At 31.6% G+C, this 19,854-nt stretch carries 30 protein-coding genes; all 30 read right to left on the reverse strand.

Annotated features, from left to right (window positions below):
* Nucleotides 1-38 precede the first annotated feature (38 nt).
* Nucleotides 39-473, reverse strand: coding sequence for a hypothetical protein (locus tag ACI389_RS02255; protein WP_439779923.1), 435 nt, complete (start codon nt 471-473; stop codon nt 39-41).
* 59 nt (nt 474-532) lie between these two features.
* Complete coding sequence (locus tag ACI389_RS02260) at nt 533-1,561, reverse strand: phage tail tube protein (RefSeq protein ID WP_439779924.1); 1,029 nt, start codon at nt 1,559-1,561, stop codon at nt 533-535.
* Nucleotides 1,562-1,606: 45 nt separating this feature from the next.
* On the reverse strand, nt 1,607-2,104 hold the full coding sequence (locus ACI389_RS02265) for a hypothetical protein (protein WP_439779925.1): 498 nt from the start codon (nt 2,102-2,104) through the stop codon (nt 1,607-1,609).
* Nucleotides 2,101-2,538: an HK97-gp10 family putative phage morphogenesis protein gene (locus ACI389_RS02270; RefSeq protein WP_439779926.1), complete on the reverse strand. Its 438-nt coding sequence runs from the start codon at nt 2,536-2,538 to the stop codon at nt 2,101-2,103. Before ACI389_RS02270 ends, ACI389_RS02265 begins: the two co-directional genes overlap by 4 nt.
* Before the next feature lie 4 nt (nt 2,539-2,542).
* Nucleotides 2,543-2,935 carry a hypothetical protein gene (locus ACI389_RS02275; protein ID WP_439779927.1) on the reverse strand — a complete coding sequence of 131 codons (393 nt, stop codon included), beginning with the start codon at nt 2,933-2,935 and terminating at the stop codon, nt 2,543-2,545.
* A 52-nt stretch (nt 2,936-2,987) separates the two neighbouring features.
* A complete protein-coding gene (locus ACI389_RS02280) occupies nt 2,988-3,326 on the reverse strand; it encodes a carboxypeptidase-like regulatory domain-containing protein (protein ID WP_439779928.1) in 339 nt (112 codons plus the stop codon).
* Between the two features lie 11 nt (nt 3,327-3,337).
* Nucleotides 3,338-4,423: a phage major capsid protein gene (locus ACI389_RS02285; RefSeq protein WP_439779929.1), complete on the reverse strand. Its 1,086-nt coding sequence runs from the start codon at nt 4,421-4,423 to the stop codon at nt 3,338-3,340.
* Between the two features lie 15 nt (nt 4,424-4,438).
* Entirely contained in the window at nt 4,439-5,464 is a 1,026-nt protein-coding gene (locus tag ACI389_RS02290) for an XkdF-like putative serine protease domain-containing protein (protein ID WP_439779930.1), read from the reverse strand.
* Nucleotides 5,465-5,861: 397 nt separating this feature from the next.
* Nucleotides 5,862-6,380: a hypothetical protein gene (locus ACI389_RS02295; RefSeq protein WP_439779931.1), complete on the reverse strand. Its 519-nt coding sequence runs from the start codon at nt 6,378-6,380 to the stop codon at nt 5,862-5,864.
* Entirely contained in the window at nt 6,377-6,694 is a 318-nt protein-coding gene (locus ACI389_RS02300) for a hypothetical protein (RefSeq protein WP_439779932.1), read from the reverse strand. Before ACI389_RS02300 ends, ACI389_RS02295 begins: the two co-directional genes overlap by 4 nt.
* The gene (locus ACI389_RS02305) at nt 6,694-10,140 is read right to left on the reverse strand and encodes a phage minor head protein (RefSeq protein WP_439779933.1); all 3,447 of its coding nucleotides are present in this window, start codon (nt 10,138-10,140) and stop codon (nt 6,694-6,696) included. Before ACI389_RS02305 ends, ACI389_RS02300 begins: the two co-directional genes overlap by 1 nt.
* Complete coding sequence (locus ACI389_RS02310) at nt 10,079-11,695, reverse strand: phage portal protein (RefSeq protein WP_439779934.1); 1,617 nt, start codon at nt 11,693-11,695, stop codon at nt 10,079-10,081. Before ACI389_RS02310 ends, ACI389_RS02305 begins: the two co-directional genes overlap by 62 nt.
* A 25-nt stretch (nt 11,696-11,720) precedes the next feature.
* Entirely contained in the window at nt 11,721-13,217 is a 1,497-nt protein-coding gene (locus ACI389_RS02315) for a terminase large subunit domain-containing protein (protein ID WP_439779935.1), read from the reverse strand.
* Entirely contained in the window at nt 13,214-13,819 is a 606-nt protein-coding gene (locus tag ACI389_RS02320) for a hypothetical protein (protein ID WP_439779936.1), read from the reverse strand. Before ACI389_RS02320 ends, ACI389_RS02315 begins: the two co-directional genes overlap by 4 nt.
* 53 nt (nt 13,820-13,872) lie before the next feature.
* Nucleotides 13,873-14,157, reverse strand: a complete 285-nt coding sequence (locus tag ACI389_RS02325; protein WP_439779937.1) for a hypothetical protein — start codon at nt 14,155-14,157, stop codon at nt 13,873-13,875.
* A 29-nt stretch (nt 14,158-14,186) separates the two neighbouring features.
* On the reverse strand, nt 14,187-14,480 hold the full coding sequence (locus ACI389_RS02330; RefSeq protein WP_439779938.1) for a hypothetical protein: 294 nt from the start codon (nt 14,478-14,480) through the stop codon (nt 14,187-14,189).
* A gap of 830 nt (nt 14,481-15,310) precedes the next feature.
* A complete protein-coding gene (locus tag ACI389_RS02335; RefSeq protein ID WP_439780054.1) occupies nt 15,311-15,505 on the reverse strand; it encodes a TFIIB-type zinc ribbon-containing protein in 195 nt (64 codons plus the stop codon).
* A 151-nt stretch (nt 15,506-15,656) separates the two neighbouring features.
* Nucleotides 15,657-16,076, reverse strand: coding sequence for a hypothetical protein (locus tag ACI389_RS02340; RefSeq protein WP_439779939.1), 420 nt, complete (start codon nt 16,074-16,076; stop codon nt 15,657-15,659).
* Between the two features lie 14 nt (nt 16,077-16,090).
* Entirely contained in the window at nt 16,091-16,252 is a 162-nt protein-coding gene (locus tag ACI389_RS02345) for a hypothetical protein (RefSeq protein ID WP_439779940.1), read from the reverse strand.
* Entirely contained in the window at nt 16,249-16,545 is a 297-nt protein-coding gene (locus ACI389_RS02350; RefSeq protein ID WP_439779941.1) for a hypothetical protein, read from the reverse strand. The genes ACI389_RS02345 and ACI389_RS02350 overlap by 4 nt, the downstream gene beginning before the upstream one ends.
* Before the next feature lie 4 nt (nt 16,546-16,549).
* Entirely contained in the window at nt 16,550-16,705 is a 156-nt protein-coding gene (locus tag ACI389_RS02355; protein WP_439779942.1) for a hypothetical protein, read from the reverse strand.
* Nucleotides 16,698-16,973, reverse strand: a complete 276-nt coding sequence (locus ACI389_RS02360; protein WP_439779943.1) for a hypothetical protein — start codon at nt 16,971-16,973, stop codon at nt 16,698-16,700. The genes ACI389_RS02355 and ACI389_RS02360 overlap by 8 nt, the downstream gene beginning before the upstream one ends.
* On the reverse strand, nt 16,960-17,094 hold the full coding sequence (locus ACI389_RS02365) for a hypothetical protein (RefSeq protein WP_439779944.1): 135 nt from the start codon (nt 17,092-17,094) through the stop codon (nt 16,960-16,962). The genes ACI389_RS02360 and ACI389_RS02365 overlap by 14 nt, the downstream gene beginning before the upstream one ends.
* Complete coding sequence (locus tag ACI389_RS02370) at nt 17,091-17,543, reverse strand: hypothetical protein (protein ID WP_439779945.1); 453 nt, start codon at nt 17,541-17,543, stop codon at nt 17,091-17,093. The genes ACI389_RS02365 and ACI389_RS02370 overlap by 4 nt, the downstream gene beginning before the upstream one ends.
* Nucleotides 17,540-17,839: a hypothetical protein gene (locus ACI389_RS02375; RefSeq protein ID WP_439779946.1), complete on the reverse strand. Its 300-nt coding sequence runs from the start codon at nt 17,837-17,839 to the stop codon at nt 17,540-17,542. The genes ACI389_RS02370 and ACI389_RS02375 overlap by 4 nt, the downstream gene beginning before the upstream one ends.
* A 93-nt stretch (nt 17,840-17,932) precedes the next feature.
* On the reverse strand, nt 17,933-18,112 hold the full coding sequence (locus ACI389_RS02380) for a hypothetical protein (RefSeq protein WP_439779947.1): 180 nt from the start codon (nt 18,110-18,112) through the stop codon (nt 17,933-17,935).
* A 9-nt stretch (nt 18,113-18,121) separates the two neighbouring features.
* Nucleotides 18,122-18,835, reverse strand: a complete 714-nt coding sequence (locus ACI389_RS02385) for an N-6 DNA methylase (protein WP_439779948.1) — start codon at nt 18,833-18,835, stop codon at nt 18,122-18,124.
* Between the two features lie 104 nt (nt 18,836-18,939).
* The gene (locus tag ACI389_RS02390; RefSeq protein ID WP_439779949.1) at nt 18,940-19,290 is read right to left on the reverse strand and encodes a hypothetical protein; all 351 of its coding nucleotides are present in this window, start codon (nt 19,288-19,290) and stop codon (nt 18,940-18,942) included.
* A 22-nt stretch (nt 19,291-19,312) separates the two neighbouring features.
* On the reverse strand, nt 19,313-19,534 hold the full coding sequence (locus ACI389_RS02395; RefSeq protein WP_439779950.1) for a hypothetical protein: 222 nt from the start codon (nt 19,532-19,534) through the stop codon (nt 19,313-19,315).
* A 6-nt stretch (nt 19,535-19,540) separates the two neighbouring features.
* A complete protein-coding gene (locus ACI389_RS02400; protein WP_439779951.1) occupies nt 19,541-19,789 on the reverse strand; it encodes a hypothetical protein in 249 nt (82 codons plus the stop codon).
* Nucleotides 19,790-19,854 lie beyond the last annotated feature (65 nt).

A 19,854-nucleotide genomic window follows, 5' to 3' on the forward strand; every position in this document is an offset into this window, starting at 1 on the left:
GATACCCACAATAATCTAACCATATTATATTTTCCCCTTCATTTGTTCTCAGGAAATGATTCCACTTCTTTTTGAGTATTGCGTATATCTGAAATACCACTAATTCTTAATACCTCATCATAGATTTCATTAAATACATCAGTTGGAAGTTTTAATATGTCCTCATCATCCCATTCTTCCATATTTTTTTCATTATTAATGGAGATATTAATGGTTTTTACTTTTGCTTTATGATCTGCTTTAGTTGCTTTTAGAACATTTATTGTTCCGTTAGTTTCTGATGTGGTCCTTCCTCTTGAACCACGTTCATTAGTGTTAAATGTTCCAACAGCTGCTGCTTCTATTTCGTTAATTTCATTCCATTCTCCTTGTGATAATGGTCTGAGATAGATTTCACCATCTGCTGATATTAGTTCACATTTTTCTATTTTGTTAATTCCCCTTAAAATTGCATCTTTTGTTAAAATACCCATTATATTGCCTCCTTAAAAAAAAATTTGTTTATATATCTAAAAAGTTAAATAAAATGCTTTCATTCTGTACTGGGGGTTATCTCCCCCACATCAGTGATAAGTTTACAGTACATGTCAGTTGTTACTTTAGTTCCATCATTTTTAGTTGCTTCACCAGAACCTAAAGATGAAAGATTAAAAGTAGTTTCAATTTCATCAGATTCACTGGCTTCATACTCAACATTAACAAGACAATCTGGGAAGAACATTTCTAATCTTTCATTAGTATTTTCACAAATGCTAATGATTAATTTTATACTTAACTTTGAAACAAGACAATTAGATGGAGTATCTGTATTATCTCCGTGTTCTGCTTTTTTAATGAAGTCTAATGTTGATGATCTTAAGGTTGAAACAATACTTTGAGTTAATTCTCTTTTTTGAGCTTGAGGTTTTGCTTGAGGGAACCTTGAACCTAACCCACTTACGTTATCTTGATTTATATTGTTTTTTCCTTCGAAAGTGAAGTTGGAGCAAACACCTGGGGGAGTATTTCCATCTAATTCTACTAATACATCGTAAAACATTATAGGAATTGCCCCTTCGACCTCCCTAACATCATATGTTGCTTGATCTATTTTTTGAATTTCTTGGTTTTGGTAGACCCATTCTTCGCTCATGGTCATTGCTTCGTCAGATACCTCTAATTTTAAGCTATCAAGAAGTAATCCTTTAATTCTTTTTTCAAATTCATCGAATGTGCATACTCCTTGAAAACTGTGAAGGTCACTTGATTCACTACCCCAAAATTCATGAACATTTGCTCCACCTTCTTCAGCTGGAGTGAATGCATATTGGTCAAGGAATGCTTTTAGTGTGTGACCTATTCTTTTGAGATCTACTTTTCCCTCAATACTTCCAGTTGGTTTTGCACCTCCTGGCCTTGCGAATTGATTCATTCTTGAACCATCCCCAAATGTGATTGCCTCATCGTTTAGTTTGAATGAGCCTTTACTTACTTTTTTATGCCAATCTGGAGTTATCCCTTCTGTAGGTATGTCTTCTCCATAATTGGTTTCTTCTTTTAATCCAAATACTCTTAATACCATTGTTTAATCACCATTATTTTTAATTAGTATTCCTGTTAATATAGTTTAACAGCAATTAATCCAGTCAATAATAAACTCAAAATCAAGAATAATTCCTGCAACAGGAGTTTTTTGTGTTTTACCCTCAACATCAATTTCCCCAACTGGATATAATGTGTTGAATTTCACATTTTTAATAATCCTATCATTGAATTTAGCATATTGAATTTTACGATAGTTCTTTTTAATACTTTTAGCCACTTTTGTAGCTAATTCTCTTGCTTTTTTTTCAGCAATTCGTGGATCTTTATCCCATTCCACGCATACAAATTCTATTGTAGAATTTACAAGTAAGGATTGGCTTAAGTTATCATCACCTTTGCGTGTTGTTGGATGTTGTACTATCCATATTGCTGGCTCATCCACACCATATTCATTATTATATACTGAGATAATAGTTTTAACATGATTTAACAATCCATCAGAGGATTCTTTTTCATGAATAAGGCATGCCTCAATTATTTCTAATACTTTTTCCACCATTTCATCAAGCGACCTCTTCATTGTAACACCTCATGTGCAGCTTTTATGAAGTAGCCTTCAAGTTTATCTTCAGTTTGAGCTATGCTTTTTTCCACGAATTTTTGAGGTTTTTGTCCTTTAACCATTTTAACAAAAACAGTTTTACCCCCAATTTGAAATGCTAATGGTTTCCCAATACTTTTACTGTAGATTGGAGTATTATGTGGTCCATAGATACCTGTACCATCATTTACAAAAGAAGCATATTTTGCAGGTGTGCGTATTTCTATTTCTTCTCCACTTGTTTTACTGAAAAACCAGCCTTTCAAATAGCCTGTATCTACTGGACTGTTTATTTTTAATTGTCTTAACATTCCTTGTCCAGTATAGTTTAGTCCTTTTTTGATGATTTTAGGAACTTCTTCAGTAAGATTTGGCATTTTTGAAGTATCTACTTTGATTTGTACTTTAACCATTATTTTAGTCTCCAGTTATTGCAAAAAAGTCTATTTTATCACTTTTATTACTGTAGTCTATACAGTATGGTTCTAAATCTGCTTTTAAGTCATTTGTGAATACATCTGAGGATGAAACATGTATTTTCCAGTCTGTGACTTTTGTTCTAGGAGTGTCTCTGCGTTCAATAGCTAATGCTATCATATTTGCAGTTAGTCTTAAGCAGATGTTGCATACGGCTTCCATATTTTTAGCATTTGTGAAATCGTTATGAGTGTATGATTTAATTAAAGATACGCTTTGTAAAATCCACTTTTCGATGATTTCATCTAATTTAATAGACTCGTCATCATTTAAATTTAAATGCTTAGGGTTAATCCCAGTAAAAGTTTTAACTTCATCTACAGTAATCCACATTAAAAATCACACCTTCAATAAAAAAAATAAAAAAGAGCAATTAACTCTTTTTTTAAGCTGAAGTCAAACTAATAGTGAAACTAGTAGCCTCACTAGAAACAGTTATACTCTCAGTTTTAGTAGTAAAACCATCAGCAGACACAGTAACTTGATAGTCACCATCAGCTAATTTAAAAGAACAACCTCCAGCAGAACCAGTAGTTTTAGTATCACTACCAATTTTAACACTTGCCCCACTTACTGGATTGGATCCATCATTTACAGAAATAGAAACATTCCTAGTTACGGGAGTTTCATCATCACTTAATAACTTTTTAAGATAATTCCATCTTTTACGAGGACTATTCCTAATAGAATAAGGCAAATCCTCAAAATTTGGTATAACTGCCATATATATCATCCTTATATTCTAGCAGCATCAGGCATTTCAGCTAATTCATCAAGAGTAACTTTCGCAGTAACAGAAGGTAACCCTTTGAATACAGTAGTATTACCTGCTCTTAAACGGTAATAATAATCAGTTCTTTCATGTTTTGGAATCCTATCTGGTTCTATACCTAAATTTTTCCAAATACCATACATGAGGTATTTAGGATTAGTTAACATGCAATGACCCATATTGAAATATTGTCTCATGTCTTCAACATCAAAACTTTGACAGTTAACAATAGGGATGTTTTTATAGGATAATGGGTATGCAAAACCAGTTTGAGTAGCATCTCCTAACGGAGTTCCACGAGCAGCTAAATAATTTCTATAAGCATCTTCCACTTCAAAAGGAACATAAAATTTTAATTGATTTCTTTGTCTTAATCTAAGAGGCATTGCATAAATCATTGCATCGAACATGTCAAGAATAGTTCCAGTAGTAGGTGCAAAATCAGCTTTACCTTCTCCAGTTTGGTCATGTGCATCTGAAGATTGTAATTGTTGATTTGCTTGTTTTAACCAACCATCATGATTAACTAAGAATTTAGTTAATTTTTTCTTATCTTCACTATCACCAGATTGATCGGTTAATGTAGAATCTGCGAATAAATTCCACACTTCCAAGTCCTCTCCAGTCCTTTCACCCATCATAGTAAGTAAAGTTTGTTCAAATTGTTCTTTTTCAATATTATCATCTTTCTCGTCATCTTGAATACTGCACATTGCTTTTAATTTTGTAGTTTTCAAAACACTTACATCAAAATCAACATCAGCAGGATTTAAATTAACATTAGTATTACCTTCAGAGTCATATCCTGGTTGTAATACTCTACCGTTGATTCCTGTTTGAACATATTCTTTTTCAAAACTGGATAATATATCGAAGGTTGCATCTTTAAGAATTGATTGATTTAATGTGGCATGTCTGAGGAATTGTCCTAATTGTTGTGGAGTTAATAAGGCTTTTCCAGTTTCCATGTCAGTTCTCATAGATTTAAAAACAGCTTTTTCCATTGGATTAACAATTTGATTTAATATTTCTTGATTATTAAACACCATGTGTTTCACCTTTAATTATTTTTTAGGTCTACCGTTAATGGTTCTACCCATAATGCCCATTACAATAGCCTTATCTGATTTTAAAGCAGGTTGTTCTCCATTATGTTGAGGTAATACTCTACTATCTCCTTTAGTTGCAGGTTTTTGAGTACCTTCTTCCTCTTCCTCTTCTTCATTCTCTTCAGGTGGTTTTTCCTCTCCTTCAGAAGAGGTAGGTTTATTCTCCTCATTTCCTCCTTTTTCATCATCTTCTTTATTTTTAGAAGATGATTTAGAGTTACATTCTGACTTGAAACTTGGATCTTTCAAAGCTTCAACAATACAATTATTAACTGTATCTTGAACTAACCCTTTAAATTCATCAGATTTAAATACAGAAGTGATTTCTTCTTTGAATGCATTTAAATCTTCTTTAAGTGCATATTCTGGTTCTTTTCCACCGAGAATATTCATTATTGCATTTAATTTAGATTGTGCTTTTTTGTCTTCAGACATATTTTCACCATTAGTAATTTTACAAAATTTATTATCTTGCTGACAAGGCTTATACACAAGACTCACCAACGCAGGAACAGGATCCTTAAGATTTTTAATTAATCCCCCACCACTAGCTTTTAAAGCTGCTTTAATCCCTTCAGCTTGTTGTCGTGGAAATATTGATGGACTATATCCATTAATTAATCCTTCATTTACATGCTGAATTGCAGTAGGATTAGTTATTTTGGAGGTTAACATCCATGTTCCAGCAGGATAAGTATGTATGGTGCCATCATTCCAAACGTAATCTGTAGGTTCAGTTAATAAAAAAGATTCCAAGGCATTGCCAATTAATTCATTTTTATCAGCAGACTTTTGACTGCGAATAGTATGATGTTTGTCAACAAATCCATAATCATCAAATTCTTCTTTGAAAGCTTTGATTTCTTCAGTAGTGAAAAGTTTCTCACCACGATTATAATCACAATCTGGACGATTAGGTATCATAACAGGCGCAGTTAGGATTATGGAATTATCACTTTTGATTACTACTTGCTCTTGCAATTGTAATCACCTCAAAAAAAATATAAAAAAACATTATTTTATAATACAGGTACAGTTCATAAGACTTCTTTTTTTTATAAGGAGAAAACCCCTCAATCCCTCTTTTTTTATCAATTATCTTTTAAAAAAATAATGATGAATGGTTGGTGGTGAACTATTTTTTAAATTTTATCCTATGACTTTTTTTATAAACAAAAAAAATAGAACAAAAAAAGAGAAATGAGGTTCTCCTTCAATATAACCTTATCATTAATAAAAATCACGAAAACAGAAAAAAAATAATAATAGATGTGATGGGATTTGAACCCATGCAGCCACTAAAGACAGAGAATCCTAAATCCTCCTCCTTTGACCATACTCAGACACACATCTAAAAAAAAATAAAATATAAGAAGAATTAAACAAGATAAGCCAAATAAGCGGCTAACAACGAAGCCCCATACTTATCATAAATTATTCTTTTCTTATTAAAATCCGGAAGTTTAATACTAGAGTCATCCTTATGAATAACATCATCACGATACTCATATTTAGGAAAAGGTTTCACTTCAGAAGGTAATTCCACATCAAAAAGTAAATCTATAAAAGTAAAATCTTCATAGTGACTCTTCATTTCATAATACTTAGCTAATGACTCCTCAACAATTATTCCTTCGAATTCATGATGGCAATCTAACCATTCAATAATGATACTGTTACGTGCTTTAATTGGATTTTTAGCTAATTTACATTTTGCATCCAATCTTTGGTCCATTTCCTGCATGGTTTCTAGGAGATTTTTAGATTTTAAGAAGTCATCACGTTCATCTTGCTTATTATACTCTTTAAATGAAATTTCAGGCACATAATCTTCCAAATGAATTAACTCATCCATATGATCCCATATGAACTGTGAGTCAAATTGTAATACTTTCATTCTTCCACTTCCTTCCAAATGAATAAATCCCAATGACCGGTAGCCTCACAATACTCACGGACAATACGATCTTCCGCTTCATCCCAAGTCTCACCCGGACCAATCCAAGGATCACCCCGACCAAAAATATACCAATTACCAGATTCTCTCTGATGCTTTTGATACATTTGCTTCCAAATATCCCTATACTTTTTATTTTCATCAAATTCCAGAAAAGAAAATAACCATCGAGGAGATAAAACAGATGTATTATTAATTATTTCCTCAGAATGATTTAATAAATAAGGAATATTTATTAAAATAGCTCTTTTCATTAATATCCCACCACTCTTAATTTAATTGGAGTTAACATTTCACCATTAGCTCCTTTGACTTTTCTACCACCAAATTTAACAACTTCAACTTTACATTTTTTAAGTAAAAATTCCATTTCATTAGCATAATATTCACCAAAACCTGGTGAATCAGGATTTAATATTTGTCCTTTTTTAATTGGAGCCAAATATGCTCCTTTAGTTCCTGTAGGAGCTTCAATTTCAATTAAATATTTCATTTCTTTAGCATTAGTTTTACTAAACCATAACGCACCATCCTTTGAAATAGCTGTCGAACGGAAATTAGGGAATTCAATAATATCCCCAACAACAGTAGAGGCTAAATTATGATTCTCCTGAACTCTCCACAAAGTCATACCCTGCTTTAATTGATTATTCAAAATATCATCCAACACAGGCACATCATGAGCAATACTCCTAGCAAGTTCTTTCGCTTTTGATTTTAATGGTTTACCCTTATCATTTTTAATTTCATTATAATAATATTCATAATATTTTAAGGAGTTATCTTTTTCATAGGCTTTTGCCATGTCATAAATCCATTTTTCGAATTTTTTGACATCACGACCACAATCTACTTCAAAGTTAGTGAATGCTTTATAATCTGCTCCTAACCATCTATCAGCTACTATTTGCTCCCTAATAGTCATGTCCCTTGCATCTTTAGTGAAGTAATCTTCGATTTTACCATCACTTGGTAGTAAACCATCATCAGTGGTGCCTCTAAATTTCTTGAAATTTTTAGGATTTTCGTCTAAAGGAATATCTGATTTATAGTTACTTAAAGGAGATTCTAAAACACTTTTATCTAGTTTTAATTTTGTTTTTAATTGTTTATATAATTTTTTAAAGTTTAGATTTTCCTCATAACCTAAACCTCCACCGTGGGTTCTAACAGAATTCAAGTAGGCAAAATGATCTTTTGCTTGTAAAAATTCCATTTGTTTTAATTCTTTGGAGGTTAATTTTTCACCAATTAATTCTCTTTTTTCTAGAGAATATAATTCATTTGCTTCTTTTTTAGTTAATTTAAACTCAGTAGCCTGTTTATATAGATTATCAGTGATATAAGTTGGGCGCTTAGTAGTGAATTTTAAATCAATGGATAATTCTGGGAGATTCCAGTCTTTTTCATATTTATGGTATAAATTAATGTATTTTTTAGAATAATAGTTATCTAAACCATTTTCAATTAATTCTTTATGCAATTTATTGAGTTCTACTTTATCACGTAAAGCCCAATAGTACTCGTGTTCAGCATCTGATAATGCATGAGTGTTTTCTTTTGCTTGTTTGTAAACTTCTTTTTCTTCAGGAGTTAATTTAAATGAATTTTTCTCTTTAAATAATCCTTCTTTTTTAATTTGGATTGGTTTTACTTCAATAGTTTTTAATGGCACCCAATCTTCAAACTGTTTAAATAATTTTTCATATCTTACTCCCTCCGCACCATGTATTGCAAAATAATCAGTGGGATCTCCTCCTTCAAGTAAGATTTTATTCCACATGTCATTGAATTCTTTTCTATCAGCTAAGTCTTCCAAGTCCCTTCTATCGAGGAATTTTAATCCCCCTTCCGTTTCATCCTGAACCATCAACTCTTTTAATCTGACCTCTTCAGCTTCTGTTAAAGCATACTTATCATAATCTTTATGTTTAATTGGAGCAGAATATCTTTTAACACCAATTAAATCATCATAACTTCTTTTTTCTACTTTTAATTCCTTTTTACTTATTGTTTTAATGGTTTTTGGATTTACTTCCGTGTGCATTACTCTTTTTACTTTTAATCCTTTGATATTTGAAGTATATTCAAGTATTGCATCCCCTAATTCTTTATTGTGTTTGTCTAAAAATTCATTTGAAACCCGTTTTTCAAATTCTTTTTGAGCAGATTGTCTTTTAACAGGATCCTTAATTTTATTAATTTTATTTAATGCATCATCATATTCTTTGTTTAATTTTTTTAATTGTTTTTCTTCTAATTTATGAACATCCTTAGCTATTTTATTAATTTCTTCGGAAGTGAATTTACGTTCATTTTTTATGAACCATGATTCTTTTCTTGATATATTTATTCCTACACGTTCATTTTTTGATTTTAGGAATTCAGAGAAATCTCCTGAAGAGGTTGGTCTAAAACCTTCATCAGTGTGGTAGTGTATTGTACTATACTTTCCGTTAGGTTTAAGCATTAATATGTTATTGTTATTACCATGAAATTCTTTAGTAAGAAATTTTCCTGTTTTTTCATTGAATATTACACCATATTCTATATCTGATCCACTTCTACGTTTAGTGTATCTTTGAATAGTTTCCATTCCTTTTTCAGATATTCCAAAATCGGATAAATTTTCATTAGGGATTGAGAATTTAGAATTAATTAGCTTAGGATTAATAATATTTAAGTCAAAAGAGGATGATTGTTTAGGTATTGCTGAGATTTCTTCTTGTAATTGTGTTATTAGTTCGTCTTGGTTCCAGTAGTCTAATGTTGTTATTAAGTCATCTTCTCTGAATTGTGCCATTCCTGGTGGGGCTATGTATCCGTAGGGCATGATAAATGGCAATGCTGAACATCTGCAATTAATAACTTCTTTGGCAGAACCGTTCATGTCTCCTGGATATCTTAAACCATTACTGAATAGTCCTCCCATAGGTATTATTTCACCATCGAGGTGCATGTGAGTGTCACGTGTTCTGGTGTCGTTTGCTGCGCTCCATTCAATATATTCTACCCCCATGTCATCGTAACCTTGAATAAGGCCTAAACTATGACTGTTATGTATTTCTGTTCTTGCAATACGTGCTGATTCCCAGGTTTCTAGTTGGTTGAAACGATTGTTTATGTCATGACCTACTTTTTTACTTCCCCATCCTTCTTCGTATCCTTTTGTGATAATATCATTAATATCAGTATCAACACGTGATAATGTTTTTTCGGATAATTTGTAGGTTCTGGAAGCGAGGTTGTTATGTGCTATTTCACTAGTTCCAAATAGTTTATCTTTGCTGATTGTTGATGAAACTATATCGTTAATGTCTGATTTTAAAACTGTGAATTGGTGATTAATCACATTCCCTTTTCTTGTAAAATTTATTGTTCTTTCAACAATTCTTTTGCCGCTTGCACGTGATTTGTCAAATTCACGGATTTTATACTTTAATAATGTTTCATAATACTGCTTATGGTGTTCATGAATAGGGGCAAGTATTAAGTCCATATGTGCTTGAAACATTACATTAGAATCATAATGTTCAGTTAAATTTCGTATTACTTCCTGTTTTATTTCATGAAATATTTGTGATACTTCTTTTTTTAACTGATTTTCGTAATAAATTGAGAGTAAGTGTTCTACTTTACTATAAGCTAATTCTGTCTTCAGTTTTGGTATGGTTGTCAGTTGTTTCTCTGTTAAGGTCATTTGTATCATTCCAGAGAGCATCATTTAAGGTGGATATGATGGTTTGTTCTTCAAGGCTGGTGTTCTGTTCTACGGTGTCCCATAATTTTTTTAATGGTTGATTGTTTAAGTAATATTCATCTAAGTATGGATTATCTTCAGGTATTGTTAATCCGAATTGATCACCAAAATTATTAATGAGGTCTCTTGGTGTCATACCTGCACGGGCAAATAAGAATTCTGCTAGTGCCATGTCATTACGATAATCTTTAGGATCTAAATCAGATGATTTATACTCCCATGAAGTAATACCTAATTCGTTACGAGCTATTAGATTAATTAGTTCTTCAGCTTCTTTTTTAATTGGTGCTACTGTAGAATATTTGTAACTATTGTCTGTGAATTGTCCATTAGTACCGTTTAATTTTCCAGCATCATAAATTCCAATTCTTGAGGGATCTACTTTATGTGCATGTATGATTTCATCTCTTTCATCTTTTAAGAATACTCTGAAACTTCCTTCTTCATTTTGAATACTTAATGGTTGGATATTCACATCTACTTTTCCTTCATCTGATTCTGTTGGAATTGTGATACAAATAGCACTATGAGGATTTTTAATAACTTGTTTAATTTGTTGACTGATTTTATACCTCATTGTTTGGGTTTCATCATAATTCGGGTTAGGTAGTCGTTTACCATTTTCATCTTTTTCTTCAAGGAATGGTTCTTCAGAGTAATCCATGAAATCTCCAGTTACTGTGACTGCAAAAGCAGGCATTCCATAATTTTTAAAAAAAGTATTGTTATATCTTTTAGCTGATAATATACCTTGAATGCTTAATAATGACCCTATTATTGGAGGTCTTCCATAATATGATGTTTTTGGAGCATATTCATAAGTCCATAATAACTCATTGGCTCTTTCTGTTGGTGATAAACTATTATATGGATACCATTCTCCAGTATCTGCATGAACATCCATTAATTCTCCATTTTCATTATAATTTTTACCATATAATACGAACCATACTTCTTTTCCCTGTTCATTAATGTGTTTAACACGTTTTTCATCACTATGTCTACGTAATGTATGAGCTTGAATATGGCATAATCTACGAGGTGCTGAGTCACTAGTACCCCAACGTGTTAGTTCTATTGCACCATACCCAATACTTCGACGGTCATATAATGTTCTGTAAATAACTGTGTTGATTGATGGTTCACATCCGCGAAGAAAATTCATAAACAGCTCATATTCTTTTTGATTTTCCATTTTTCCTTCAACAGGTACCAGAGTATATGATATCCCAGCAGCATCTCCAGCTACTGCATCAACACAAGCTGCATGATAACTATTAAAATCTAATAAATCAACTAATTCACTTGGATTATAACGTGGTTCTACAACTTGAATTCCTACTTGCCATGGTTTATCAGGTACTTGTTTACTTCCTGTTGAAGGATCAACATCTGCTTTCAGGGCATAATTAGTTAATATTCTAGAATCAACTAGATTTTCATATTCTCCATTTTCATCTACTGTTATGATATATGATTCGCTTTTTCTTGTCATAATTATACTGCTCCCAAAAAAAATTTTATAGGTTTACTTTTGCTTTTGGTTTACGCCAATGTCTGGCACTACCTGTGCAAGCATCAGCTATATCATCCTCTTTTCCTTCTTGACCTGTAAATGATACTAAATGATTTATTACATCCATGTTCCACGGAGCTTTAACAAACCACACATGGCCGTCTTCAGCTAAAGCTTCAAGGTCAAAACTACGAATATTCTTTTTATATCTGACTTTATCCCCACGAATATTATACTGTTTAAAATAAGGATCTTTACGGAACTTATTAATCAATATTTTACTAGCACTTCCAGGCTCTTGCTCAATTCTGATTAATACACGAGGAGAATCACGTTTTGCTGTTTGTTTAAATTTTCGTAAAACTTGATTTGCAGTGAATTTCCCAGTTACAAGATCAATAAATATTAAATCCTCACCAGTCCAAGCGGTTCTCATTCCTGCTGTTGCATCTCCTTTTTTACCACTTGCTCCAAAATCCCAATACCTCAATTGTGGAGCATCAAATGGGACATCATTTATGTCTATGAGATTGTAAATTTGTTGGGTATTTTCATCCATGAACCATTCCCGTTTGAAAATATTTCCTTCACGTTCTATTGGTGCACCTTGATAAATTGCATTAAAAAGATATGAGCCAATGTCTCTTTTTTCACTCATTAACCAATCATAATCTCTTTGATATGGCCATAATGTCTCACCTTTACGACGACCCAATAAATCAGTAGTAGGATCTTCACAGATTGCAGGAATATTCAAATCAACCCACACATCTTGAGGTATTGTTCCCCCATTACGCAAAATAGAATAAGCTTCAATTGCAGGAATACTTGGTGATGTTTCTTTAATAATCCCATGTAAATCATTAACATGTAATCTTTGAGCAATAACACATACTATAGGTGGCCGGCCATTGGTTCTACGTTCTAATCTTGAACGTGCAACTCCACCCCACCATTCACGGAGTTTTTGTTGTTTTACTTCACTTTCAGCATCCGCAACATTTTTAATAGGGTCATCAATAATGAATAATCCTGCACCAAAGCCCATAATGGACCCTGCTGCACCTACAGCTAACATTTGCCCACGATAAGGAGCAGCAATATTAAACTTATTCTTTGCACGTGAATCAGTAGCTAAATGAATAGGATATGGAGACAAGTAATTATAGTGATTGATAATATCTTTTACCTGGCCTCCAAATTCACTAGCTAATCCTTGACTATACGCTGAAAGTATGATTTTATCATTTGGATAATGAGATAAGAAATATGATGCAAAATTACGGCTGATCAATGTAGATTTCCCATGCCTAGAAGGCACACTTAATAGTATTCTACTAACTTTCCCATCAATAGCATAATCTAACAATTCCATAATAAGCATATCAAAGTCACGTGGCCTCCATAAACCATTATTAACAAGAACACTCCACGCACCTAAATTTAATTCATGCTTTTTACTGGACCTTTTTATTCTCTCATCAACAGTTTCAGCTATCATTGTCTTTTATCCACTAAATCCCATAGAATATTATTCCAGAACTCCCGGGTCTCTCCTTCTTCATGAGTAGGATTATTATCTACAGGCAAATACTGTTCATCATTACTCTCGTTTTCATCAATTAAACCTAAACGTTCAATAATTCGGTGCCAAATACTATTTTTCGTTTCTTCATTTTTCGCAATTTGATAATCATTTTTACTCATTCCCACTTCTTGTTCCTTAAATAACCTCTCATTGCGTTCATCTAACTTATCAATAGTCTTGAAATCTTTAATAGTATCTTCAAGAATTCTTTTTTCAAAGATTAATCTAGCACTTTCTCTGAGAGGACTTTTCATTTCATCAGCATAACTCTTAGCTGCTTTTTCCCATTTCCACCTTTTGAACCATTTTGACTGAATAGTTTTGTAAACTGGAATAGTTTTATGTTTCCATTCGATTGTACCTTCTTCAGTGCTTTTTTGTAGCCATTCGTGGAAATCAGTTAAGTTTTTTTCATTGAATACATCTTCAAATTTGAATTTACAGTACAGAACTTTTGCATCGTGTGCATATTCTGATTCATCGCCTTTTGAATCTGCTAATAATCTTTTCCACATAATTATCGAAGGGTACATTTAAAAAAAATTAAAAAAAATAAGATTCTATTCTTTTAGATGATTTTGATTAGTTCAGTTACTAAGAATACAAATAATCCACCAAACAGCGCGATTAATATACTAGTTAACCATTTTAAGATTGTGAATGTGTTGTTTAATTCTGCAATTTCAATTGCCAAACGGTCCTGTGTGTTGTCCAATTTCTTTAATGTTTCGTCTAATTTGTCTGTTTCAATGAAAACTGTTTTAATTTTCTCTTCATTTCTAGCTACTCTTTTTTCCAGGTTGATAAATTGCTCTCCATGCACACATTCATGAGTATGAGTATCTTGCACCATAAGAATCACTTTTTGACCATTTTATAAAATTATTCTTCTAGATCATATTCTCCAGTAGAATCCATATCATCATCTTCACAGTTGCATGAATCTCTTAATTCTTCAAGCATCATTTGTTCAGCTACTTCAACTCTTTTGTTTTCTGTATTTTGAGCTACAAAATAAGCTGCTAAATATATTATTATTGGAATTATTCCCGCATATTCTACTGGCAGTATTTCAGTTAATCCGTCTTTTCCTATATATAAGATGAATGTTGCTAAGAATGCCATTCCAGTTGCTATTTTACTTTTATTTTTGTAAGTTTTGGTTTTGGTTGTCATAATTATTCTCCCTCCCCAGTTTGTAAAATTTAATATTTGGATAGCGGGTTTGGGGATTTGAACCCCAATTTATTAATAGAGTAATTTTTTTAGAGTGATTCGTAATATACAAAATAAAAAGAACTAGTTTCACAGATACTATTTTTCATCCTGTTAAAACTTTTTTTATTAACTTCGTATTTATCACCTTTTTGTTTGTATAAAATTCCAGTAACCCGCAGATTATTATAAAAAAATGAGTCTGGAGGGAATTAAACCCTCAATTCTGGAAAAAAATTATTCAAGAAATAATATCTCATATTTTTTTATTTAAGAGGTTTAAAAAAATTGGTAAGAATATTTATAGGTTCCCTTTTAAAAGAATGAGTTTCTTTTTTTAATGTATACTTTTGAGCTAACTATTTGACGATATTTTTTTCTAAAAGAAAATTAGTAATTTAAGAAACGAACTTTTTTTTATGGAAATTTAATTGGCTCTTGAATATTCTTTTTCTATTCACCAGACTCCCCTTTCTCTGTTCAATCCTCCTTTTTTGAAGATTTTGAAAAAAAAGGAATTGGAAACTTCCCGTAATTAGAAGACCATAAATGATTATTATTAATATTTATTAAAATAAAATGGATTTTTTCTTTTTTTGATGTGAATCCACTTAATATGTTTCCCTTTTTTATAATCTAATATGATATCAAACGTTATGAAAATTGAAAAATTATTAATGAAACAATAAAACGAAGCAACAACTGTAAAGATGAATTTTAAGACATACAAAATGATAGATAATTTGAGTCCCTCAATGTTCTTTAAAAAGGTACAACCAAAAAAATTATGATTATCTTTTTTTCAGCTTCCCCTGAATAATTCTACTGTGTATTTTCCAGGTGAAATTGTGTAATACGGTTCCACATTTTTCACAAAAGATCTCTCCATGAAATTCATCTAAGAGAGTAAACCCTGATGTTTTGCAGAATGGACAGTACCTTTCTGCGTGTTTCAGTATAGTATAATTATTAAGTTTCATCACCATTTCCAATAGAAAAATTTTCCAATTCCTTCAATATACCTTATCATTAATAAAAATCACGAAAATTAAAAATATGTAGTTATTTTTAAACTATGATAATGCTTAAAAGTATTACTATTTGTATTACTATTTTAGGAATTTTAACTTTTATAAATCATAATAATAATCGTAACCTTCTCATTTCGTTTTCTATTTTTTCAATTTCAACTTGCAAATCATCGTGCATATGTGGTCCTAGACTACCTGAGCCTAACCCCCACACTGTGTCGCCTCCACGTAATTTTTTCACGTGATGATAATATTTGTTAGCAGCATCGGCATTGAGTTCACGATTCTTATTTTCACTACATGTTTTACTACAATATTTTTGATTACCATGTGATTTAATGAACTCTTCCCCACAGTATTCACAAGTTCCCCAAATCATTGGTTTTTTAGATTTATTTCTCATATATGCCTTATGAGAATTAGCAGCATCTTGCAATTTTTTAGCAGCAATTTTACAAGAATTACTACAATACTTTTCACTATTATGCCTCTTCGTAAATTCCTTCCCACAAAATTTACAAATCATCTAAAACTCCTCAATTATAACTGTTCTTCAAATAACTTACAATTAGTTAACCCTCCATCTGGGTTAACCTCCTTACTTTTAAGTTGACAACCTAACTCCCAAGAAATGAAATCCTTATCCAATGGTACACCTATTTTATGTTTACACTCTATGCAAACATGTTTCTCTGTTATCATAAACTATTCACCTTTTCCTTAAACTCTTTCCATTGTTCACGTGTGAAATAATATCGCATACACGGAGTTATTAACTCTATTTTATTTTTAAATTGCTTCCAATCACCATCATACACAGTTACATTGAACAAGTCTAACCATCGTCCATTATACTCTTCATGCATACTCATTAAATCTTCAAACTTATCCAATATCTTAGATAATTGAATAGCCTCATGTTCATTATTAAAACTAAAAGACCCATATGCTGACTGTACCAAAAAATACTTACCTTTTTGTTGAATACTTGTCATTTTTTTAGTTACTCCATTTTCTTTGCAGTTCCTTATCACTTTCAAGTGATTTTTCCTTACATTCTTTATAATTTTTGCTTACTTCTTCTTCAAACCATTTTAAACAATAATCCTTTTGAGGATTATAATTCGCACAATCCTTATGTATATTTTTAGTCATAATCTATACTCCCTATTAGCCAGTTCCATTGATTTTTTATTTTTCTTAAATTCTCTTTGATGTGTCGTAATTTTGTTACTTCTTCGTAGATTGATTGTATCATCTTCTCATTCTCTTCAATAATCTTATAGAGTTCCTTGTTTTCATCGTTTAATTCATTCAATAATTTACAACACTCATCACCATAATCAATAAACTTATGATTATTTAAATCAATTAACTCACCAGCATCATCAATTAAAAATCGTTTATTTTCAGTCATTATCATCAACCACCTTAAACTTATTATCCCCAACTAAAATTATTCGTTTACCTTGTTGGATCAACTTATAAAATACAAGACATTGAAATCCAGTTAAACTAAATTTACATAATCGTTTTTCAGTCATTCTTCTAACTCCTTTTTTAATCTGTTTAACATATAGTTATAAAATCCCATTGAACCACTATCTGCGTCAGTTTCTTTCCCCCACTCGATTGCTTCCTCATTTCGGGCAATTTCTTTATTAATCAAAGTAAATACTTTTTCTTTGAATTGTTTTAACTGCTCATTCTCTTTTTCTAACTGGTTAATCTTAATCCCTTTTTCTGATAATTCCCAACCCATTTCATTACAAATATCATTCAACTCTCTATCAGTAAATATTATATTCAAATCAAAATTATCATACATAAAATCAATAGCATCTTCATTTATTTTATGAAACAATTGATTTTCTTCGTGTAACTCATTCAATAAATGAATCACTTCTTCCTTCCATAATGTTATATCTCCATCACGAACTGCCCACCAGTTACCCTTTTCATAAGCAAGTTCAAATCGTTTATTTTCAGTCATTCTAAATGCTCCTTTATCATTTCCCTTGCTTGATTTAAAGAATTTGCTTTATTGAATATATCTAATATTCCTTTGCAGTATAGTTCTCTACAACTCTTATCTGTTAATGCAGTTTCAACAAGTTCAAAAAATATTGATTTATAATGCTTATTCTCATCTGATAACTCATTCAACAAATCAACAATCCTATCGTAGTCCTCTCTTTCAATTAATTGACTTACCCCTTTTGCATTGTGGTCTCTGCAAAATACATCAACATCTGCATAAATTCTTTCAAATCGTTTATTTTCAGTCATTTTATGCTCTCCTTAATCATAGTAATAACAATACTTACAACCATATAACAAACTGTTCCAACAAAATACCTATACCCAAATTCAGTCATTCAATCACCCGCTTAATCTACCTATTAATTCAAAATCCTCACAAGCATCATCAGACTTAATGCTCCTGTGATGAATACTACAACGAGGATTAAGATAAGGATAAGTCCAATATGGAATGTATAAATCAGCATGTTTACACTTCCCACACTCTGGAATTATTTTAAAATCATTAATGCTAATCATAATAAACACTCATATTAATTTTGTTTGCACACTCTCCTTAACAGGAGAATTTACCTCAACACATTTTAAATCACTCTCATTACTAACCCCAATAAAATCATGTGCCTCTGCAGGATCAATTAATTCAATATGTGGCACTGGCAAACCATATCCAAGATAATTATTAACTCTCCAAGCACCAAAACATTCCAATTCCAATGTATTCATATGAATAATGCTGCCACGAACACCATGAATAAAAAAATTTAAAACCGCCATCTTACATGCCACATCATCTAAATCAGCTCCAATCATAATATTCCCTGAAGCATGAGTGTGACTTGAAAGTAATAACCTACCACTACCACAGCAACAGTCATTAAAAAATTTATTAGAACAATCCCTTTCAAGGATAGTTAATTCAGACATTATATCACATACACTTGAAGGAGTGAAAAATTGCCCACGATTACCTGCCTTGAATTTAGTTTGAACAACACCCTCATAAAATTCACCAAGATAATCATACCATTCTTTACCATTGTTTAAAGCATTATTCGTAATCTCCACCCATGCCTTAAACATACTCATATAATCTGCTTCTCTACCTTCAAAATCAAGATTCTGATTAATAGTAGTAAACAGGTTAATATCAATCACATAATCCAAAAACTCATTAAATATTTTATTTGGATCATGTTGCTTAGTCAACTTCTCAAATATTTTTTCAAAATCATCACTCATAGTACTACACCCTAACAGCATCCATATGTTCTATGTATAAATCAGCATGTTTGCATTTCCCACACTCAGGGATTACCTTGAAATTATTAGTGGAGAACAAGGTTTTAATTCTCCAATAATTTAATTTGATACTTTGCAACAGTGATTTTATCGTTAAGTAGATCTACTTCACGTTTCCAGGACTTCACATTTTCCTCAGCAATACGAACCTCCTGAAGTAACTCTTTCAATTCAGTATCAATATATGCTTGTTGCTGCTTCTCAGTAGCAGCTTTACTCAAACCTAAAACTTCCTTAAAATCAGTAGTAATACGCAGCTCATTACTCCTTACAATATACTCATTTTTCAATTCAACAAATTTATTCACAGCAATGTTAACTGTGTTTAATGCTTCGCTTTTATCTTCTACTAATTTCTCTAATTTTCCGATTGCTTTTTGAATAGTCTCATCCAAACTAAACCCCCCTATCATTTTTTTAATATCTTCCACGATACCCTTTCAACTCAACATAATCCCGTAAATCCTTATACCCTTTCAAACCACAAAAATTTGAAGTCAAATCAGGTTTAACTTTCCTAATTGCTTTTGCTAAATTCAAACCTCTTTTCAAATCAGGTTCAACCTGCTCAAACAAACTTAACATTTCCTCTCTCTGCTCAGCAGTACTCTGAGAAATAACAGTTATACCATCACCCATAATTAATCATCTCCATTCTCCTTTACGAATCTTATCCCATCTTTCAAGACCATCCAAACCATACTCAACCTTAACGCGACGCCTACAATAAATCCAATCACTATTGTTCTCAGCAAGTCCTAATTGTTTACGAATCTCATGTACTGGCATATTTGTAGAGAAAAACAGATCAATATATTTTGCCCAGCGTTTTTTCCTGGCATCCAACCTCTCCTCTGTTGAAGTCTCAACAACATTACATTCTACCATACTCAAAACCATCCACTAATAATAATAATAATAATAATAATAATAATAATAATAATAATAATAATAATAAT

Origin of the sequence: Methanobrevibacter sp. (assembly GCF_051877095.1) — an archaeon.
Lineage (GTDB): Archaea > Methanobacteriota > Methanobacteria > Methanobacteriales > Methanobacteriaceae > Methanocatella.

Bases quoted from the DNA above. Each gene is read 5' to 3' on its own strand.
- ACI389_RS02255 (WP_439779923.1), bottom strand. From the start codon at position 473: ATGGGTATTTTAACAAAAGATGCAATTTTAAGGGGAATTAACAAAATA.
- ACI389_RS02260 (WP_439779924.1), bottom strand. From the start codon at position 1,561: ATGGTATTAAGAGTATTTGGATTAAAAGAAGAAACCAATTATGGAGAA.
- ACI389_RS02265 (WP_439779925.1), bottom strand. From the start codon at position 2,104: ATGAAGAGGTCGCTTGATGAAATGGTGGAAAAAGTATTAGAAATAATT.
- ACI389_RS02270 (WP_439779926.1), bottom strand. From the start codon at position 2,538: ATGGTTAAAGTACAAATCAAAGTAGATACTTCAAAAATGCCAAATCTT.
- ACI389_RS02275 (WP_439779927.1), bottom strand. From the start codon at position 2,935: ATGTGGATTACTGTAGATGAAGTTAAAACTTTTACTGGGATTAACCCT.
- ACI389_RS02280 (WP_439779928.1), bottom strand. From the start codon at position 3,326: ATGGCAGTTATACCAAATTTTGAGGATTTGCCTTATTCTATTAGGAAT.
- ACI389_RS02285 (WP_439779929.1), bottom strand. From the start codon at position 4,423: ATGGTGTTTAATAATCAAGAAATATTAAATCAAATTGTTAATCCAATG.
- ACI389_RS02295 (WP_439779931.1), bottom strand. From the start codon at position 6,380: ATGAAAGTATTACAATTTGACTCACAGTTCATATGGGATCATATGGAT.
- ACI389_RS02300 (WP_439779932.1), bottom strand. From the start codon at position 6,694: ATGAAAAGAGCTATTTTAATAAATATTCCTTATTTATTAAATCATTCT.
- ACI389_RS02305 (WP_439779933.1), bottom strand. From the start codon at position 10,140: ATGACCTTAACAGAGAAACAACTGACAACCATACCAAAACTGAAGACA.
- ACI389_RS02310 (WP_439779934.1), bottom strand. From the start codon at position 11,695: ATGACAAGAAAAAGCGAATCATATATCATAACAGTAGATGAAAATGGA.
- ACI389_RS02315 (WP_439779935.1), bottom strand. From the start codon at position 13,217: ATGATAGCTGAAACTGTTGATGAGAGAATAAAAAGGTCCAGTAAAAAG.
- ACI389_RS02320 (WP_439779936.1), bottom strand. From the start codon at position 13,819: ATGTGGAAAAGATTATTAGCAGATTCAAAAGGCGATGAATCAGAATAT.
- ACI389_RS02325 (WP_439779937.1), bottom strand. From the start codon at position 14,157: ATGGTGCAAGATACTCATACTCATGAATGTGTGCATGGAGAGCAATTT.
- ACI389_RS02330 (WP_439779938.1), bottom strand. From the start codon at position 14,480: ATGACAACCAAAACCAAAACTTACAAAAATAAAAGTAAAATAGCAACT.
- ACI389_RS02335 (WP_439780054.1), bottom strand. From the start codon at position 15,505: ATGGTGATGAAACTTAATAATTATACTATACTGAAACACGCAGAAAGG.
- ACI389_RS02340 (WP_439779939.1), bottom strand. From the start codon at position 16,076: ATGATTTGTAAATTTTGTGGGAAGGAATTTACGAAGAGGCATAATAGT.
- ACI389_RS02345 (WP_439779940.1), bottom strand. From the start codon at position 16,252: ATGATAACAGAGAAACATGTTTGCATAGAGTGTAAACATAAAATAGGT.
- ACI389_RS02350 (WP_439779941.1), bottom strand. From the start codon at position 16,545: ATGACAAGTATTCAACAAAAAGGTAAGTATTTTTTGGTACAGTCAGCA.
- ACI389_RS02355 (WP_439779942.1), bottom strand. From the start codon at position 16,705: ATGACTAAAAATATACATAAGGATTGTGCGAATTATAATCCTCAAAAG.
- ACI389_RS02360 (WP_439779943.1), bottom strand. From the start codon at position 16,973: ATGATAATGACTGAAAATAAACGATTTTTAATTGATGATGCTGGTGAG.
- ACI389_RS02365 (WP_439779944.1), bottom strand. From the start codon at position 17,094: ATGACTGAAAAACGATTATGTAAATTTAGTTTAACTGGATTTCAATGT.
- ACI389_RS02370 (WP_439779945.1), bottom strand. From the start codon at position 17,543: ATGACTGAAAATAAACGATTTGAACTTGCTTATGAAAAGGGTAACTGG.
- ACI389_RS02375 (WP_439779946.1), bottom strand. From the start codon at position 17,839: ATGACTGAAAATAAACGATTTGAAAGAATTTATGCAGATGTTGATGTA.
- ACI389_RS02380 (WP_439779947.1), bottom strand. From the start codon at position 18,112: ATGATTAGCATTAATGATTTTAAAATAATTCCAGAGTGTGGGAAGTGT.
- ACI389_RS02385 (WP_439779948.1), bottom strand. From the start codon at position 18,835: ATGAGTGATGATTTTGAAAAAATATTTGAGAAGTTGACTAAGCAACAT.
- ACI389_RS02395 (WP_439779950.1), bottom strand. From the start codon at position 19,534: ATGGGTGATGGTATAACTGTTATTTCTCAGAGTACTGCTGAGCAGAGA.